Origin of the sequence: Pedobacter sp. MC2016-14 (genome assembly GCF_020991475.1) — a bacterium.
Lineage (GTDB): Bacteria > Bacteroidota > Bacteroidia > Sphingobacteriales > Sphingobacteriaceae > Pedobacter.
This window is the reverse complement of record NZ_JAJMPA010000001.1, coordinates 1512597-1529881: the sequence shown is the minus strand read 5'-3', so window position 1 is coordinate 1529881 and position 17285 is coordinate 1512597. Positions and strand designations below refer to the sequence as shown.

14 protein-coding genes are annotated in these 17285 nt (G+C 43.6%); 4 read left to right on the top strand and 10 right to left on the bottom strand.

What is annotated here, in order from left to right:
* Positions 1 to 27: 27 nt before the first annotated feature.
* The 8 genes from ruvA to LPB86_RS06345 all read right to left on the bottom strand — a co-directional run bounded on the left by ruvA (position 28) and on the right by LPB86_RS06345 (position 8308).
* On the bottom strand, positions 28 to 612 hold the full coding sequence (gene ruvA / locus LPB86_RS06380) for a Holliday junction branch migration protein RuvA (protein ID WP_230641910.1): 585 nt from the start codon (positions 610 to 612) through the stop codon (positions 28 to 30).
* Between the two features lie 3 nt (positions 613 to 615).
* Positions 616 to 2934 (bottom strand): NADP-dependent malic enzyme, encoded by a 2319-nt coding sequence (locus LPB86_RS06375; RefSeq protein ID WP_230641909.1) that lies wholly within the window; start codon positions 2932 to 2934, stop codon positions 616 to 618.
* Between the two features lie 61 nt (positions 2935 to 2995).
* On the bottom strand, positions 2996 to 4027 hold the full coding sequence (locus LPB86_RS06370; protein WP_230641908.1) for a lytic transglycosylase domain-containing protein: 1032 nt from the start codon (positions 4025 to 4027) through the stop codon (positions 2996 to 2998).
* A gap of 19 nt (positions 4028 to 4046) precedes the next feature.
* A complete protein-coding gene (gene gatA, locus LPB86_RS06365; RefSeq protein ID WP_230641906.1) occupies positions 4047 to 5474 on the bottom strand; it encodes an Asp-tRNA(Asn)/Glu-tRNA(Gln) amidotransferase subunit GatA in 1428 nt (475 codons plus the stop codon).
* 18 nt (positions 5475 to 5492) lie between these two features.
* Positions 5493 to 5690: a twin-arginine translocase TatA/TatE family subunit gene (locus tag LPB86_RS06360; protein ID WP_230644299.1), complete on the bottom strand. Its 198-nt coding sequence runs from the start codon at positions 5688 to 5690 to the stop codon at positions 5493 to 5495.
* Positions 5691 to 5696: 6 nt separating this feature from the next.
* Positions 5697 to 6137 carry a twin-arginine translocase TatA/TatE family subunit gene (locus tag LPB86_RS06355; protein WP_230641904.1) on the bottom strand — a complete coding sequence of 147 codons (441 nt, stop codon included), beginning with the start codon at positions 6135 to 6137 and terminating at the stop codon, positions 5697 to 5699.
* A gap of 51 nt (positions 6138 to 6188) precedes the next feature.
* A complete protein-coding gene (locus LPB86_RS06350) occupies positions 6189 to 7484 on the bottom strand; it encodes a murein hydrolase activator EnvC (RefSeq protein WP_230641903.1) in 1296 nt (431 codons plus the stop codon).
* Between the two features lie 20 nt (positions 7485 to 7504).
* Complete coding sequence (locus tag LPB86_RS06345) at positions 7505 to 8308, bottom strand: DUF4292 domain-containing protein (protein WP_230641901.1); 804 nt, start codon at positions 8306 to 8308, stop codon at positions 7505 to 7507.
* 103 nt (positions 8309 to 8411) lie between these two features.
* Here LPB86_RS06345 and LPB86_RS20950 point away from each other — a divergent pair, with 103 nt between their 5' ends.
* From LPB86_RS20950 to dinB, 4 genes are all read left to right on the top strand, one after another.
* On the top strand, positions 8412 to 8717 hold the full coding sequence (locus LPB86_RS20950; protein ID WP_370632799.1) for a DUF6660 family protein: 306 nt from the start codon (positions 8412 to 8414) through the stop codon (positions 8715 to 8717).
* 90 nt (positions 8718 to 8807) lie between these two features.
* Entirely contained in the window at positions 8808 to 13184 is a 4377-nt protein-coding gene (locus LPB86_RS06335) for a CusA/CzcA family heavy metal efflux RND transporter (protein ID WP_230641898.1), read from the top strand.
* A gap of 1 nt (position 13185) precedes the next feature.
* On the top strand, positions 13186 to 14379 hold the full coding sequence (locus tag LPB86_RS06330; RefSeq protein WP_230641897.1) for an efflux RND transporter periplasmic adaptor subunit: 1194 nt from the start codon (positions 13186 to 13188) through the stop codon (positions 14377 to 14379).
* A gap of 31 nt (positions 14380 to 14410) precedes the next feature.
* Positions 14411 to 15508, top strand: coding sequence for a DNA polymerase IV (gene dinB / locus LPB86_RS06325; protein WP_230641896.1), 1098 nt, complete (start codon positions 14411 to 14413; stop codon positions 15506 to 15508).
* On the opposite strand, the gene LPB86_RS06320 is transcribed toward dinB, so the two are convergent.
* Complete coding sequence (locus tag LPB86_RS06320; RefSeq protein WP_230641895.1) at positions 15505 to 16218, bottom strand: LytTR family DNA-binding domain-containing protein; 714 nt, start codon at positions 16216 to 16218, stop codon at positions 15505 to 15507. The genes dinB and LPB86_RS06320 overlap by 4 nt on opposite strands.
* A complete protein-coding gene (locus LPB86_RS06315; RefSeq protein WP_230641894.1) occupies positions 16219 to 17283 on the bottom strand; it encodes a sensor histidine kinase in 1065 nt (354 codons plus the stop codon).
* Positions 17284 to 17285 lie beyond the last annotated feature (2 nt).

The following is a 17285-nucleotide window of genomic DNA, read 5'->3' as shown; positions in this document are numbered from 1 at the left end:
CTATGGCATTAATAGAGGTTTTTTCAATTATAAGTTCTTTAAAGCTATCTTAATCATCTGCTCTACAGTTAAGTCTGGGCCATTGATTTTGATGGCAGAATCTATTGCCTTTTCTGCAGGTAACTTAGCAAACCCAAGCATCACTAAAGCAGATAGAGCCTCTTCCCTAACGGTATGATTTAAAGGTACCGAGATCAATGAACCGGTACCTTCCTTTTTTAATTTATCTTGTAATTCCAGCACCAATCGCTGTGCAGATTTTGCACCTATGCCTTTGATGCGCTGTATCAGCGTTAAATCTGCCTGTACAATGGCTGTCTGAATCTCTGCCGGCGTAATAGAGCTCAACATCATTCTGCCAGTGTTAGGGCCTATTCCAGAAACTGAAATCAGGTGTAAAAATAACCTGCGCTCACCTTCATCCATAAATCCATACAAAGTGTGCGCATCTTCCTTAACGTGCAGCCAGGTATATACCTTGCAGCGTTCCGCATCACCCAAAAGCGAATAGGTATTCAAAGAAATATTGATGTGATAACCCACACCTCCGGCTTCTACCACAATGTATGCAGGGCATTTAAAAGTTAACTTACCATCAATATAGGCGTACATAGGTTATTTCTTAACTGTTCTTTTCAATATGCCGGTCTTTTTCTCTCCGGCCTCTTTTTCCTTTACCTGTACATCCAGTACCGCAATGGTAACCATGTTCACAATTTCACGTACAGAACTCCCTAACTGAACAATATGAACAGGCTTTTTCATTCCTAAAAGTATTGGACCAACCGCTTCCGCACCGCCAAGCTCCTGTAAAAGTTTATAAGCAATGTTTCCAGACTCCAAATTAGGGAATACAAGCGTATTTGCCGGTGCATCTGCTAATCTACTAAAAGGAAAGTTATCTTTCAAGAGTTCATTGTTGATGGCAAAGTTACCCTGCATCTCTCCATCCACTAAAACATGCGGATGTTGCTCATGCAAAATCTTTACGGCCTGTCTCGTTTTATCAGGTATAAACCCATCGTTAGAACCAAAGTTAGAATACGAAAGTACCGCAATCCTTGGGTTAATGTTAAACTTGCGCACAGAACTATCCATTAACAAAGTTAAATCTACCAGTTCATCAACAGTAGGATCTACATTAACCGTGGTATCCCCAAAAAAGACAGGACCTTTTTTGGTCATCATCATGTACATTCCCGCAACACGGTTTATTCCTGCTTCCGTACCAATTACCTGTAAAGCAGGCTTTACAATGGCGGCATAGTTTTTAGTCAAACCAGAAATCATGGCATCTGCTTCGCCAAACTCTACCATAGAAGCACCAAAGTAGTTCCTGTCGCGCATCAACTTAGAAGCTTCGTATAAAGTCACTCCTTTTCTCTGGCGTTTCTGGAATAAGGATTCGGCATATTTATTTAAACGTGCAGGTTCCAACAGTGGATCAATAATTTCTACACCTTCCAGTTCCAGTGCATTTTCTTCAATGATGGCTTGTATGGCTTCCTTATTGCCCAATAGAATTGGAATGGCAATGTTATCGTCCTTAACAATCTGCGCAGCTTTTAAAATTTTATAATTATCAGCCTCAGCAAAAACAACCCGTTTAGGATCAGATTTGGCTTTGCTGGCAATGTTCCTCATAATCTTATCATCTGCACCCAGTCTCACCTGCAATTCTTCCTGGTATGCATTCCAATCGGTAATTTGCTTGCGCGCCACACCAGATTCCATTGCTGCCTTAGCCACAGCTGTACTTACAGTGGTAATTAAGCGCGAGTCAATAGGTTTAGGGATGATATAGTTTTTACCAAATTTAAGGTTTTTGGCATTGTAAGCCAGGTTTACAATTTCTGGTACCGGCAGTTTAGTGAGTTCTGCAATGGCCTTAACCGCGGCAATTTTCATTTCCTCATTAATAGAAGTTGCCCTCACATCAAGTGCACCCCTAAAAATATAAGGGAAACCCAATACATTATTTACCTGGTTAGGGAAATCAGAGCGGCCAGTAGCCATAATGATGTCTTTACGGCAGTTGATGGCCACATCATAAGCAATCTCCGGATTAGGATTAGCCAAAGCAAAAACAATTGGGTTTTTAGCCATGCTCTGCACCATTTCGGCAGATACAATATTCGCTGCAGAAAGACCCAGAAAAACATCAGCACCTTTCATGGCCTGGGCCGTTGTGGTGATGTCTTTTCTTGTCGTAGCAAAATCCATGCGTATCGGATCAAGGTCGGTACGGTCGGTATTTACAATACCATCCTTATCAAACACCAGCATGTTCTCCTTTTTAACGCCTAATTTTAAATATAATTTGATGCAGGAAACCGCAGCAGCACCTGCTCCGCTCACTACCAGTTTTATTTTATCCAGTTTTTTGCCCTGTAGCTCACAAGCATTAATCAAAGCAGCACTGGTGATGATGGCCGTACCGTGCTGGTCATCGTGCATCACCGGAATGTTCATTTCTTCTTTTAAGCGGCGCTCAATTTCAAAACACATTGGTGCAGCAATATCTTCCAGGTTTACCCCTCCAAAAGTAGGTTCCAGGGCTTTCACTACATTTACAAATTCATCTACACTCTCCGTTTTCAGTTCCAGGTCAAAAACGTCGATATCAGCAAAGATTTTGAACAACAATCCTTTACCCTCCATTACAGGTTTACTTGCAGCCGGACCAATGTCACCCAATCCAAGTACTGCAGTACCATTGCTAATTACAGCTACTAAGTTACCCTTGGCGGTATATTTATATACATCGTCCGGGTTTTTATGAATTTCCAGGCAGGGTTCTGCAACTCCTGGAGAATAAGCCAGCGCTAAATCTCTTTGTGAATTGGTAGGTTTGGAAGGAACAACCTCAATTTTTCCCGGCCTTCCTTGAGAATGGTAGTCTAAAGCGTCTTGCTTCCTATTCGTCTTACTCATAAAAATCGTTGTCTGTGAGGCATCAAAGGTACAATTCTTTTAACGAGCCATAAAATAAAAACTACATCTTACCGCTTGCAGACTGAGCCTGGCTGGCGCCAGGTTTATAAGAAATATATTTTTTGCCGGGCTCTGGTACCAGGGGCACATTGCTTCCTGAGTTTAAAACTTCGTATACCAAGGCAAAATTTGCCAGACTGGCTTTGGGCATAATTAGTCTTTTTGGCGACGCCACAGAGCCATTTACAATCTTTTTTTTATAACCCGGATTAAGCCCGCAAAGGATACTTTCCTCTACATCAAGCGCTTGAGCAAGCAGTGGCAAGGATACATGATGATCTACCAGTAAAACATCTGTCTTCAAAATCATGGGGCATTGCTGCGCATTTACCTGGTGCGCTTTGGCACAGTTCATCATGTACACTGCGGCAATAAAAGCAGGCACATAATTCCTGGTTTCCAATGGAAGAAAAGGCCTGATAACCCAAAAATCTTTAGATCCGGCCTTTGCCATAGCCCGTGTTACCGCCCCTTTACCACAATTATATGCCGCAAGACACAACAACCAGTCGCCCAAATCGGCGTAAGAATCCCTAAAATATGCCGCCGCAGCGTTACTTGCCATTAAAGGATCTCTTCGCTCATCAATAAATTCATCCATGGTTAGCCGGTATCCTTTGGCCGTGGTATACATAAACTGCCATAAACCAGTGGCGCCGGTGCGCGATACTGCCAATGGGTCCATTGCCGATTCAATGATGGGCAGATATTTAATTTCCTCCGGAATATTGTATGATTTTAAGGCTTGCTCAAATATTGGAAAATAGTAACTGGACAGCCCCAGCATTTTCCCGAACATGTCTTTTCGACTGCTATAGATATCAATATATTTCTGTACAAATTCATTATAGGGCAGTGGAACCATTTTCTGGATGGAATCCAGGCGCTTTTTGTACAGGAAATTATAATTGTAAAAAGAAGGCTGTTCCAGAAGTAGCGGTACAGTTAAACTATCCTGCTGGGCGGCAACAAAGCCTGGCAGCAGCAGGCTAAAGATCAAAATATACAAGGGCCTTAGTAAGCTTTTCTTCATAAGCAGTAGTTTCGGCAGCTTATCCCTTTTTCAAAAAGCTCTCCGCAAGGGATAGCAGGGCCGCTTCTTCAAAGTGTTTGGTCATTAACTGTAAGCTTAACGGTAAACCTTCTTTATTATTGCCCAGTGGAATTGCGATAGCCGGAATTCCTGTTAATGAGGCCAATACCGTAAAAATATCAGCCATATACATCACCAGCGCATCCTGTATATTTTCACCTATTTTAAATGCTGCTGTAGGTGCAACCGGTGTTAATACCACATCGTAGCTTTCAAGCAATGTTTCCATTTTCTGCCTGATTAGCATCCGTACTTTTTGCGCTTTCTGGTAATAGGCATCATAATATCCTGCGCTCAACACAAAAGTGCCCAATAGTATGCGTCTTTTCACCTCCTCACCAAAGCCTTCGGCCCTGGATAGTTTATACAATTCGTTGAGGTTTTTTGCTTCCGTATTGCGGTGTCCATAATGCACACCATCGTATCTTGATAAATTGGAAGACGCTTCAGCGGCGGTAAGCACATAATAGGCTGGCACCAGATAATCCAGCAGGTCAAATGAAACATAATCTACCGTGTGGCCTTGCTGCTTAAAGGCTTCAATAGCATCCAGAATAGCCGCTTTAACCGCAGGATCAACAGCCTCATTCTCTAAGGTCTCTTTAAGTACCGCAATTCTTTGCGGTTTAAGTTGTTCTTTCAGCGCTTCGGTATAGGCAGGGACTTGCTTTGTAGAAACTGTACTGTCGTGCTCATCACTTCCAGCCAGCACTTCCAGTAATAAAGCAGCATCAGAAACCGAAGAAGTTAGTGTACCTACCTGATCAAAAGATGAGGCATAAGCAATTACCCCATACCTCGAAATGCGTCCATAAGTAGGTTTTAGACCTATACAGCCACAAAAAGCAGCAGGTTGCCTTACAGAGCCACCAGTATCAGTGCCTAAGGCGGCAAGGCAAAGATCTGCTTGCACAGCCACTGCAGAACCACCAGAAGAACCACCGGCCACCCTTAAAGGATCAGCAGCATTCTTTACCGGACCATAATAAGAAGTCTCGTTAGACCCACCCATTGCAAACTCGTCACAATTGAGGCGGCCAATAATTACGGCATCTTCCTTCAGTAACCTTTCCACAACTGTGGCAGAATAAGGCGACACAAAGTTTTCCAGCATTTTGGAAGAGGCGGTTACTTTATGGCCAAGGTAACTGATGTTATCTTTAAGCCCAATAACCATTCCTGCCAGTTTGCCGGCAGTACCCTTTTCCATTTTTTCCTGTACCAGTTTGGCCTGCTCACGGGCAGAATAAAAAAACACCTCATTAAAAGCATTGAGGTGTTTTTCTGTCTCTATCCGGCTAAAATAGTACTCAAGTAAATCAGGTAAACTAAGTTCCTTTGATGCGATTAGTTCCTGAATCTCTTCAAGAGCGTGATACTTCTTCAACGATAAACGGGATTAAATTTAAGCTTTACGGTTAGGGTTAGGTGTTTCGTCTACGTTGTCTACGCCATCTTTACCATCTTTAAACTCCTTTACGCCTCTTCCAAGGCCTTTCATTAGCTCAGGAATTTTTTTACCTCCAAAAAGCAATAATACAACCCCTAAAATAAGGAGGATTTCTGTTGTGCCCAGGGCAGCTAATATCTGTGTATTTAACATCATCTTTTAAATTTTATCTTTCTCTAATTTCTCCGCAGTCGCTGCAATATCAGTAGATACTACCGGGGTAGCCTCATTTTCTACACTAACGTTATCAATAACCTTTTCCTCAGTAACCCTGTTTATGCTTTGCGCATTTACAGGTGTTGTTGGATACATTTGCTCTTCCAGGGTTTGGGCAGGTGTTGCCGCCGCCTGTTTCCTTTTCGCTTCTTCCTCTTCTTCTTTTTTCAATTCTTCATCAAGCTCCAAAGAATTAATGTTGCGGTGAATTTCTCTTTTTACACCTTCAGAGGCATCTTTAAAATCTCTTATTCCTTTACCCAACCCTCTTGCAAGCTCAGGTAATTTTTTACCTCCAAATAACAGAAGTACCACCGCCATGATGAGTATAATCTCGCCACTGCCCATGTTTAAAAACTCCAATAACACGCCTGTATACATCATTTACCCTATTTTATTGTTTTATACAAATATAACCATTTTAATTTTTAAAGCTTACCTGGCAATCCATGACTCCGGATTTTGAGCCGTAGCGCCTCTGTAAATCTGGAACTGCAATTCAGGCATTTCGCCAGAGTTTGCCACCACGCCTATCGTTTGCTTTGTGGTTACATTATCGCCCGCCGCAACACTTACCGATCGCAGGTTTTGGTAAACGGTAAAGTATTCACCATGTTTAATTAACACAAAATACATGCCCATTACACTACTTACCTTAGTTACCTTGCCGTTAAAAACCGCTCGGATACTTGCACCCTCGCCTGTGGTAATGGTTACTCCGCTATTGTCATAACTTGCCTGGCCTTCAGTATGCTTACCGAACCTTTCGGTAATGGTTCCATTGGCTACCGGCCATGGCAACGAACCTCTGTTGCTTTCAAAAGAGGCTGATAATTTGGCCAACTCCGGAGTAGCATTCAGGTAATTCCCTGTGGCCTTTGGCTTTTCGGCTACCACTGCTGGTGCAGGACGGTTCTCCGCTTTAGCTTTCGCTGCCGCAGCCGCCGCAACTCTTGCCGCTTCCTCTGCTTCAGCCTTTCTCCTGGCCTCTTCAGCTCTTCTTGCTATTTCAATTTCGCGGCGAATCGCATCACGAATACTTCTGTCAATCTGTGCCTGCTGTCTCTTTCTAGTCGCAATATCCTGCCTAAACCTTTTTTCCTGTTTACTTACCTGGTTCAGGACTGTTGCACGTTCAGACTTATTTTTATCCAGTCTTTGGCGCTCGTTTTCCTGCTCTCGCAGCAGGTTATTTTTTTCTTTCAGGCTTTTATCAAGCACCACAATTTTGTAGTTCAGGTTTTTTTCCGTGCCCTGAATATAATCTGCCTGCTTTTTGCGGTACTGTCCAAACTGCTGCAAATATTTAATCCGTTTGTAGGCCTGGTTAAAATCATTTGCCGCAAAAATAAACATCATCTTATCGTATGAGTTTCTATTCCGCTGCGCAAATCTAATCATACCGGCATATTCTTTCTTCAGCTGTCCCAGCTGGTCACGTAAAGAATGTACGGTGTTTGTGTTCTCATGGATCTGATTATCCAGGTTTTTAATCTCAGAGTTGATCACCGTAATCTTATTCTGCATCAGGCCAATCTTAGCATTTAAGGCCCGAATTTCACCCAGGGTAAGCTTTTTACTGCTTGCAGCCTTATTTAAATTTCTTTGTAACAATTCAATTTCACGCTGTATAGCTTCTTTTTTACGCTTCAATTCAGAACTGCTTTGAGCAAAGCCCTTTGATGCAAAAGTAACCAGCAACAAGAATAAAAGTAATTTGTGTAGCTTCATTGCACCAAAAGTATAAAAAATTAGTCTATTCGCTGATACCTATTAGGTACTGTAAACGGAAAATCAAGCGTAACATTGCGCTCAATTTTAGAAAAACTAAAATCTATCCCTGTTCTTTTGGTACCTGCCATTGCACTAATCTTTACTACAGCAGGAAATATTGCCGTATCTACATTCACATAATCACCGTAAATTACTTTAAGCGCTTGTCCGGATTTAGCATCATTCATGGTAAGTTCCGCTACTTTAAACACATCTGTCATCAACATTCTAAAACCCAGATCTGCCCGTTTCCCTTCCAATGTAACCACGCCATTGTCTTTCAGTGTAACAGGTTCCTGTATAAATTCTGCCACAGAATTGCCTGTTAAAATGGATTGCAACATTTTAAAGTTGATTTGCCTGTTACTAAACCGCTGGATATAACTAAAAGGTTTTGCCAGGTAAGTACCCTGCAGCTTATTGAGCACAAAAATGCTGTCTGGTGTAATCATTGCACGCGCAGGCTCCAGTCCGGCAAAAGCAGTAATGCTTACCCAAATGATCTGGTCACGTTTTACCCTGATGTTCACGCTTACATTGTTAACCTCTCCATTCATATCCAGGCTGGCTTTACCTTTAATGGATAAGGTACTAAAAGCAATGTCCCGGTCTTTAATGAATTTTAAAGTCTGTGCTTTAGCTTTTTCCGCATCATTTACCGTAGTGGTTTTGGGCGGCGGTGGCGGTGTAACCGTAACTGTTACCGCTTTTCTTGTTTTGCAGGCAAAAGCCATCATCATTAGCCCTGCTATTCCCAAATATTTTATATTACGTAGTATCATTTAATCTTTATAGTACAACTTCACAACAAAGTTATTGTTTTCAAAAAGGAAGTAGTACCACATTGTCATTAAAATAAATACATTTGCAACAATCAAAAGCAAAATGAAGTTACTTTCGCTGATTTGTGTAATTGTTGTACTGGTGCTCAATTTTGCGCCATGTGCCGATGCGCAGGTTAAAGTAAGCACACAGCGCACAACAACACCTACCGAAACAGAAAAAGACCATGCCCTGGATGACGGCTGTTCTCCATTTTGCCATTGTAATTGCTGTTCAGCATCATCAATTGCCCAACTGCTAACCTTAACATCTATACCTTTCAAAGAGCACAAAACCGTATACACCAATTATTTTACTGGCAAATATGTTGATGTAAGTCTCCCGGTATGGCAACCGCCCCGGTTGTAAATTTATGATCAGGCGCCCGTACACCAGGGGCTAAAGAAAATAAGTATGCAACAGCTTCCTGTTTACACAGGTCGCTTTAAAAACACATTCATGTTTGACAAGATTATAGCGTTCTCTATAAAGAACAAAGTAACTATAGGATTGATGACGTTTGGATTAATGCTTTGGGGCATTTATTCAGCTTATCATTTACCTTTAGATGCACAGCCCGACATTACCAACAACCAGGTACAGGTAATTTCGCAGGCCCCCAGCCTCGGTGCTCAGGAAGTAGAGCAATTCATTACCGCACCAATAGAGCTGGCCATGGCCAACATCCCAAATATCCTGGAAAAAAGGTCCATCTCCCGTTCCGGGATTTCGGTGATTACTCTCGTTTTTAAAGACGATACCGATATTTACTGGGCCAGACAACAAGTTAATGAGCAGCTCAAAGAAGCAGAACAAAATATTCCAAAAGGACTAACAGAGCCCCTACTGGCGCCCATTACCACTGGTCTTGGAGAGATTTACCAGTATGTACTGCATACCAAAAAAGGATATGAAAACAAATATACCGCTACAGACCTGCGTACCTTGCAAGACTGGCTGGTACGTACCCAACTGGCCGGCACACCTGGTGTTGCTGAAGTAAGCGGCTGGGGCGGCTTTGTAAAACAATATGAAATTGCGCTGGACAACGACAAGCTCAACTCCCTTGGGCTTACCATCCCGGAAGTTTACCAGGCCCTGGAAAACAACAATGAAAATACCGGTGGTTCTTACATAGAACAACAGAACAACGTCTATTTTATTAGAGGGTTGGGACAGGTGCAATCACTGGACGATATCCGAAAAATTGTGGTCAAAGCCAACAACGGTACGCCTATCCTTATCCGCGATATTGCCCTGGTGCAGTTTGGCAGTGCTACCCGCTACGGTGCTGTAACCAGAAATGGCGAAGGAGAAGTAGTTGCCGGGGTAACCTTGATGCTCAAAGGCGAAAACTTTAACCAGGTCATCAAAAATGTAAAGGAACGCATTGTCCAAATCCAGAAATCATTGCCCGAAGGTGTAGTAATAGAACCCTTTATAGACCGCACAGAATTGGTTGGCCGGGCCATTGGTACCGTAAGGACAAACCTGCTGGAAGGCGCACTTATCGTTATATTAGTATTGGTTTTATTACTCGGCAACTTACGTGCAGGCCTCGTGGTGGCTTCGGTAATCCCCCTGGCTATGTTATTTGCCTTCGCCATGATGCGCCTATTTAATGTATCCGGAAACCTGATGAGCCTTGGCGCCATTGATTTTGGGCTTATTGTAGATGGCGCGGTTATCATCGTAGAAGCCATCGTGTTTCGCCTTACAGAAAGCAACCTTTTTCCAGGCAAACAGCGCCTAACGCAAGCAGAAATGGACCAGGAAGTTTACGCAGCCTCTTCAAAGATCAGGAGTAGCGCTGCTTTTGGAGAAATCATTATCCTCATTGTTTATTTGCCACTGTTTGCGCTGGTAGGTATTGAAGGTAAAATGTTCAGGCCAATGGCCGAAACTGTAGCTTTTGCCATATTGGGTGCATTTATTTTGTCGCTCACCTATGTCCCGATGATGAGCGCACTATGTTTAAGCAAAAACACCGTTCACAAACCTACCCTATCAGACCGGTTTATTGGTTTTGCCCAAAAACATTACCAACACTTGCTCATCCGGATGCTCCGGGTTAAAAAAATAGTAGTTGCAGCTACCCTGCTCTTGTTTGCAGTTTCCATCTGGGCATTTAACCGCATGGGCGGCGAGTTTATCCCAACACTGGAAGAAGGCGACCTTACTGTCGAGATCTCTATGATGCAGGGTACTTCTTTATCTGAAGTCGTTAAAACTTTTGGAAAAGCAGAAAAAATCCTCAAAGACCAGTTTCCCGAATTAAAACAAGCTGTAACCAGAATAGGCAGTTCCGAAATCCCTACAGACCCTATGCCTATGGAACGTGGAGATATGATGCTGGCCATGAAACCCAAAGCGGAATGGACATCTGCCAGTACACGCGAAGAAATGATGGAAAAAATGGAAGAAGCACTGGCTGTGATCCCCGGCATTAATGTAGAAATTACCCAACCCATGCAAATGCGTTTTAATGAACTGATGACGGGCATCAGGCAGGATGTAGCCATTAAAATATATGGCGATGATTTGGATGTACTGACGATGGAGGCAGGAAAAATTGCTAAAATCATTGCTCCGGTGGCTGGTGTTACAGAACCTTATGTAGAAAAAGTAAGCGGACTCCCGCAAATTACCGTAGCCTATAACCGCGATAAGATGGCCCAGTACGGCTTAAATATCGGCACCATCAATAACATTTTGCGTACAGCATTTGCGGGAAGTGTTGCAGGTGTAATTTACGAAGGCGAAAAAAGATTTGACATGGTGGTTAGGTTGCAGCAAGAATTGCGGCAAAACATTTCTGATGTACAAAACCTGCTCATCCCTTTGGCTTCGGGCAATAAAGTCCCGCTAAGCCAGGTTGCCGATATTACCTTTAAAGATGCGCCTGCCCAGGTTTCGCGTGAAGATGGCAAACGAAGGATTTTTGTCGGTTTTAATGTAAAAGGGCGGGACATAGAAAGTACGGTCAAAGAGATCCAGCAACTGATGGAGAATAAGGTTAAACTTCCTCCCGGTTACTACATCACTTACGGCGGGCAGTTTCAAAACCTGCTTGCCGCCAAACAAAGGCTTTCTGTAGCGGTACCCGCAGCCCTACTGCTTATCCTGGGCTTGCTGTACCTTACTTTTCGTTCTGTTAAACAAAGTCTGCTCATTTTTACCGCAGTACCTCTTGCTGCCATGGGCGGCATTGCGGCACTCCTGCTAAGAGATATGCCTTTCAGCATTTCGGCCGGGGTAGGTTTTATCGCCCTTTTCGGTGTAGCGGTATTAAACGGCATCGTGTTGATTGGTCATTTCAATACACTCAAAGAAGAAGGCATGGACAATAGTTACCAAAGGGTTTTAGAGGGCACTCGGGTACGGTTAAGACCCGTACTGATGACAGCCGCCGTAGCTTCTTTCGGCTTTTTACCGATGGCTTTATCTTCCAGTGCCGGCGCCGAGGTTCAAAAGCCCCTGGCAACCGTGGTGATTGGGGGATTGATGACCGCTACTTTTCTAACACTCTTTGTTTTACCCTGCCTCTACCTTTTATTTGATGGTAAGAAAGAAGGAAGCCTTAAGCTTCCCAAAGCTCTGCTTGTACTTTTATGCAGCGGACTCGGGTTAGCCTTTGGCGGAACAGCCGCTGCCCAAAGCAAACCTCAGCCGCTAAGCCTTGACAGCCTGATTAAACTGTCGCTCAAACAGAACCTTCAGCTTAGGGCAGCAGGTTTATCGGTAGAGCAATCCCTCGCCCTGCAGAAATCTGCCATCGATCTTCCTAAAACAGAGTTCATGCTTACACAAGACCCTACCAGTGGAGGCAATATGGACAATGCCCTGGGTGTAACACAAAGTTTTGCCTGGCCGGGTTTATATAAAAACCAGAAAAAGCTCTTTACCCAACAAACGGCCCTATCACAACAGGCAGCCAACACAAGCCGGGCAGAAATTATACAACAGGTAAAAGTGGCGTATTACAGCTACCTGGCCAACCGGGAGACGCTAAACTTAGTGAACTACCAGGACAGCATTTACCGCGATTTTGTTAAAAAAGCGGATTCCCGGTTTAAAGCAGGTGAAACTTCCAATCTGGAAGTGATGACTGCCCGCAACAAATACCAGGAAATGCAACGGTTAAAACTACAGTCCATAGCAGCTTTACGGAGTAATGAACTGAGCTTACAGCAACTGTTAAATACTACTGAGCCCCTGGTGCTCGCAGAAAACAGCCTGCCAATACTTAGGGAAGTGATCCTGGCCGATACGGCAGACTTAAGCAATCATCCTAAGGTTAAGTACGACCAACAAAATGTAGTGCTTGCCGACGCACGGATAAAAGTAGAAAAATCAAAAGCCTTGCCCGATCTTACCTTGGGCTACAGCCAGCAACTTGTAGTCAGTTCTTTTGACCCGGCAAATTTAAACAGGGGATATAGTCCCGGAACACGTATTGCGGGCTTCCAGGTTGGCCTGGCAATTCCCATTTTTGGCGGGGCAAACCGTGCAAGGGTTAAAAATGAACAACTGGGCCTTCAACTGTTGCAAACCAATGCAGCCCAAAACCAGTCGCTCTTAAAATTGCAATACCAACAGGAACTGCAACAGTACCAAAATCTTGTGCAGGCTGTAAACTACTATACTTCCGGGGGATTAAAACAAGCAGATGAACAAATCCGGATTGCACAGGTTTCATTTAACCTTGGAGAGATTGGTTATGTAGAATACATCCAGAACCTATCTTCAGCCATTCAAAGTAAGCTCAGTTATATTGAAACGGTTAGCCGCTTAAACCAATCCTTCATTCAGTTACATTATTTAAAAGGAGAATAACATGAAATTTTCAACATTAAAAAATATATGCGCCACATTGCTCCTACCGGCAATACTTTTTTGCGCTTGTTCTGGAGAACCAGCTAAAACCCAAAAAGAGCCTTTGGAAACTGCAGCAGAGGCCAATGAAGAAGAAGCCCCGGATTTAACTTTAAATACGGCACAAATGGAAGCTGTTGGCATAACTGTTGGCGCCATAAGCCAAAAGAACCTCAGCACAGTCATCAAAGCCAGCGGACAGCTGGCCGTACCGCCCCAAAATAAAGCAGATGTAAGTGTTTTATCTGGTGGCATGATTTACACCATCAATGTACTGGAAGGGCAACAGGTAAAAAAAGGACAAGTGCTGGCTACGGTAGAAAACCAGGAGCTGATTAAAATTCAGCAAGATTACTTATCTGCAAAAAGCAGCTTCAGTTATACCAGGGCCGAATACGAGCGTCAGCAGCAATTGAAAGCAGCGGGGGCCGGCACAGGCAAATTTTTTGAGGCTGCAGCAGCAAACTATCATACTGAGCGTTCAAAAATCAGCGGTTTTGAAACTCAGCTGCGCCAGTTGGGGATCTCCCCTCCAAAAATTTCAGGGGGAAAAATCATCTCCAGGTTTCCCATGCTTGCACCTATTAATGGTACAGTAGGACAAATCTCTGCCAATACCGGTGCATTTGTTCAGCCGGGAACGTCCATCATGGAAGTGGTAGACAATTCCAAAATCCATTGCGACCTGATTGTTTTCGAGAAAGACCTCATGAAAGTAAAAATCGGGCAGGCGGTAAACTTTCAGCTTACCAATCAGGAAAACCAGCAGATTCCGGGCCGTATTAACGGCATCAACAAATCCTTTGAAAACGAAAGTAAGGGTGTTATTGTACATGCCGTGCTTAACAATACTAAAAAACAAAACCTTATTCCGGGAATGTACGTAACCGCACTCATCAGCGTAGGCTCAGAATTGTCTGATGCTGTACCTGTAGATGCCGTTGTACGTGCAGAAGGCAAAGAATACATTTTTATAGCAGATCAAAAAGATAAAGATGCGGTGCATTTCACAAAAACAGAAGTAAAAACCGGGGTTTCAGAATTAGGCTATATTCAAATCAGCCCCCTCCAAAAGCTGCCAGCCAATGTGCAGCTGGCTACTAAAGGTGCATTTTATTTACAATCCAAATCTGCCGGAGGGACTGAAGAAGAATAATACTTATATTTGCTAATATTAATAGCAAAATATGAGTCCCGAGAAACCAACCCAGCGTAAAATTATCCATATAGACATGGATGCATTTTACGCATCGGTAGAGCAGCGGGACTTTCCCGAGTACCGGGGCAAACCCCTGGTGGTGGGCGGTAAGACGGAAAGCCGCGGCGTGGTAGCTACAGCAAGTTATGAGGCCCGGGAATACAAAATTAAATCGGCCATGCCTTGCCAGCAGGCCTACAAATTGTGTCCCCAGGCCATCTTCGTTTACCCCAGGTTTGATGCTTATAAAGAGGTATCTGGCAAAATCCGTGAAATCTTTAGCCGGTATACTGATTTAATAGAACCGCTGTCATTGGATGAAGCCTACCTGGATGTAACTGAAGATAAACTGGGCATAGGCTCTGCGGTAGATATTGCCAAAGCCATCAAAAAAGCCATTAAAGATGAACTCCAGCTCACGGCGTCGGCCGGGGTATCCATCAATAAATTTGTGGCCAAAATTGCGTCAGACATGAATAAACCAGATGGCCTGACTTTCATAGGCCCATCAAAAGTGAATAAGTTTATAGAGAAGCTACCTGTAGAAAAGTTTCACGGGATTGGAAAAGTAACCGCAGCCAGAATGCGGAGCATGCAGCTGTATACCGGTGCCGACTTAAAAAAACTTACAGAAGAACAGCTGGTGATGAAATTTGGCAAATCGGGTAAGTATTATTTCAAAATCGTCAATGGATTGGATGACCGTGCGGTTCAACCCCACAGGGAAAGTAAATCAGTAGGGGCAGAAAACACGTTTGACCAGGACACGCATGATCCGGAATTTTTACACAATGAATTGCGGCTGCTAAGCACAACAGTATGCAAGCGACTGGAGCGTTATGGCTTGAAAGGAAAAACCGTAACCTTAAAGCTTAAGTTTACTGATTTTAAGCAGATTACCCGAAGCCACTCCTTAAACTTTTACACCAATTCTGCCGAAGAGTTGTACCAGGAAGCCATCAGGCTGCTTGCAGAAATCGACCTCTCCGAATTAATGATCCGCCTAATTGGGGTTACGCTTTCCAACTTCGACAGGCATCAGGAAGCACTGAGTAATACAGACATTCAGCTGCAGCTGGACCTCTAGTTTCCTCCTATATAATTCATCAGTTGCTCACGGTAGCTATCTGTAAAGGGAACCTCCGCATTGGGAACATACAGACGGTTCTTTTTTACCAGCTGGATCTTATCCAGCGCAACGATAAAAGAGCGGTGCACCCGCATAAATTTATCTGCCGGCAACTTCTCTTCCATATAGTGTAAGGTCAACCGTGGTATCACTGGTTTATCACTATTGATCTGGTATATTTTAATGTAGTCCTTTAAGCCTTCAATATGCGTAATGTGGTCTATATTGATGCGCACCAGCGAATAATCAGAATTTACCCAAAGGTAATTTTGCTCCGGTGCCGGTGCGTCAGCCACCACTAGCTTGTTCTTCAGCAAATACAATTCCCTTGCCTTGGTTACTGCTTTTAAAAAACGTTCAAAAGGCACAGGCTTTACCAGGTAATCCAATACATTCAGGTTAAAGCCCTCCAGTGCATAATGCTCATAAGCAGTTACCAAAATTACCATCGGCGCTTCAATCAAGCCGCTTTGCAACAGCTGCAAGCCAGATAAGCCCGGCATTTGGATGTCCAGAAAAATCAAATCTATCAGCTGGCTTTCCATAATCTTCATGGCTTCATCTGCATTTTTACAGCTGCCTGCCAATTCCAGAAAAGGAACCATGCTAATGTTGTCTTCCATGAGCTCCCTTGCAGGGCGTTCGTCATCTATGATTAAGCACTTCATTTATCGCAATACAATTAACAATTCTGCTGTAAAAACGCCATCCTTAATTTCAGTACTCAGCCGGTGCCGGTCGCTATATAAAAGTTCCAGCCGCCTGCGCACATTTTTTAAACCAATGCCCGAGCTCAGGTCTTTATGGTCACCAGAAGGCGCCACAGAGTTCTGCACGCTAAACAATAGCTGATGACGTTCCAGCTGCAAACTTACCCGAATACGTGGATACTCCAGTGTACCAATGCCATGTTTAAAAGCATTCTCTACAAAAGGAATCAGCAGCATCGGCTCAATTTCATAATCTTCCGGTACAGTAGCAATGTGCAGCTGCAAGTCAATATCGTCACCAAAGCGCAGCGTTTGCAAATCAATATAGTTCTGCAGGTATTCCGCTTCCTTACGCAATGAAATCCGGCTATAATTACTTTCGCTCAGCACATAGCGCATCAGGGTAGAAAGCTGGATGAGCGAGGGCTCCATCAGGTCAGATTTTTTTCTGGCAAGAGAAACCAATGTATTCAGTACATTGAACATAAAATGCGGACTGATCTGTGAGCGCAAAAAGTTCAGTTCTGTTTTCAATGTCTCTGTTTCCTGTTCTTTACGCCGTTTTTCTTCCTGGTTCTGCTCCATCAACAGGCGGTAACTAAAGCTAATGCCCACAATGAACACAAAGGTAATGACAGGGAAACCCGGTCCAGGCCCCTTTCGCGGTCCCATATCGGTTTTAGCAGGGGGATGAAAATTTCCGGCCATCATCTCCGGCCTTGGAAAAAACTTGTTTTCCAGATAGTACGATGCTGAAAAAAGTACCGTAACGCTGAGCAAAACTGCCGGCAGATAAACACCCCATCCCCTTTTTTTGTAAAGTTGCGGATACAGGTAAAAGGCGTTCCAGTAAAAAAGTACAATCAGGAAGCTATTGCTCAGCAGCAACCTGTATTTCATATGGTCAAAAAATGGGGTATTGTAAGTGCCGATCAGAAATGGCGATACCAACAATAGCCAAAACAATACATGCATCGCATAAATCATGTATTTATTAGAACCCCATTTTGCTAACCGCTCCATAC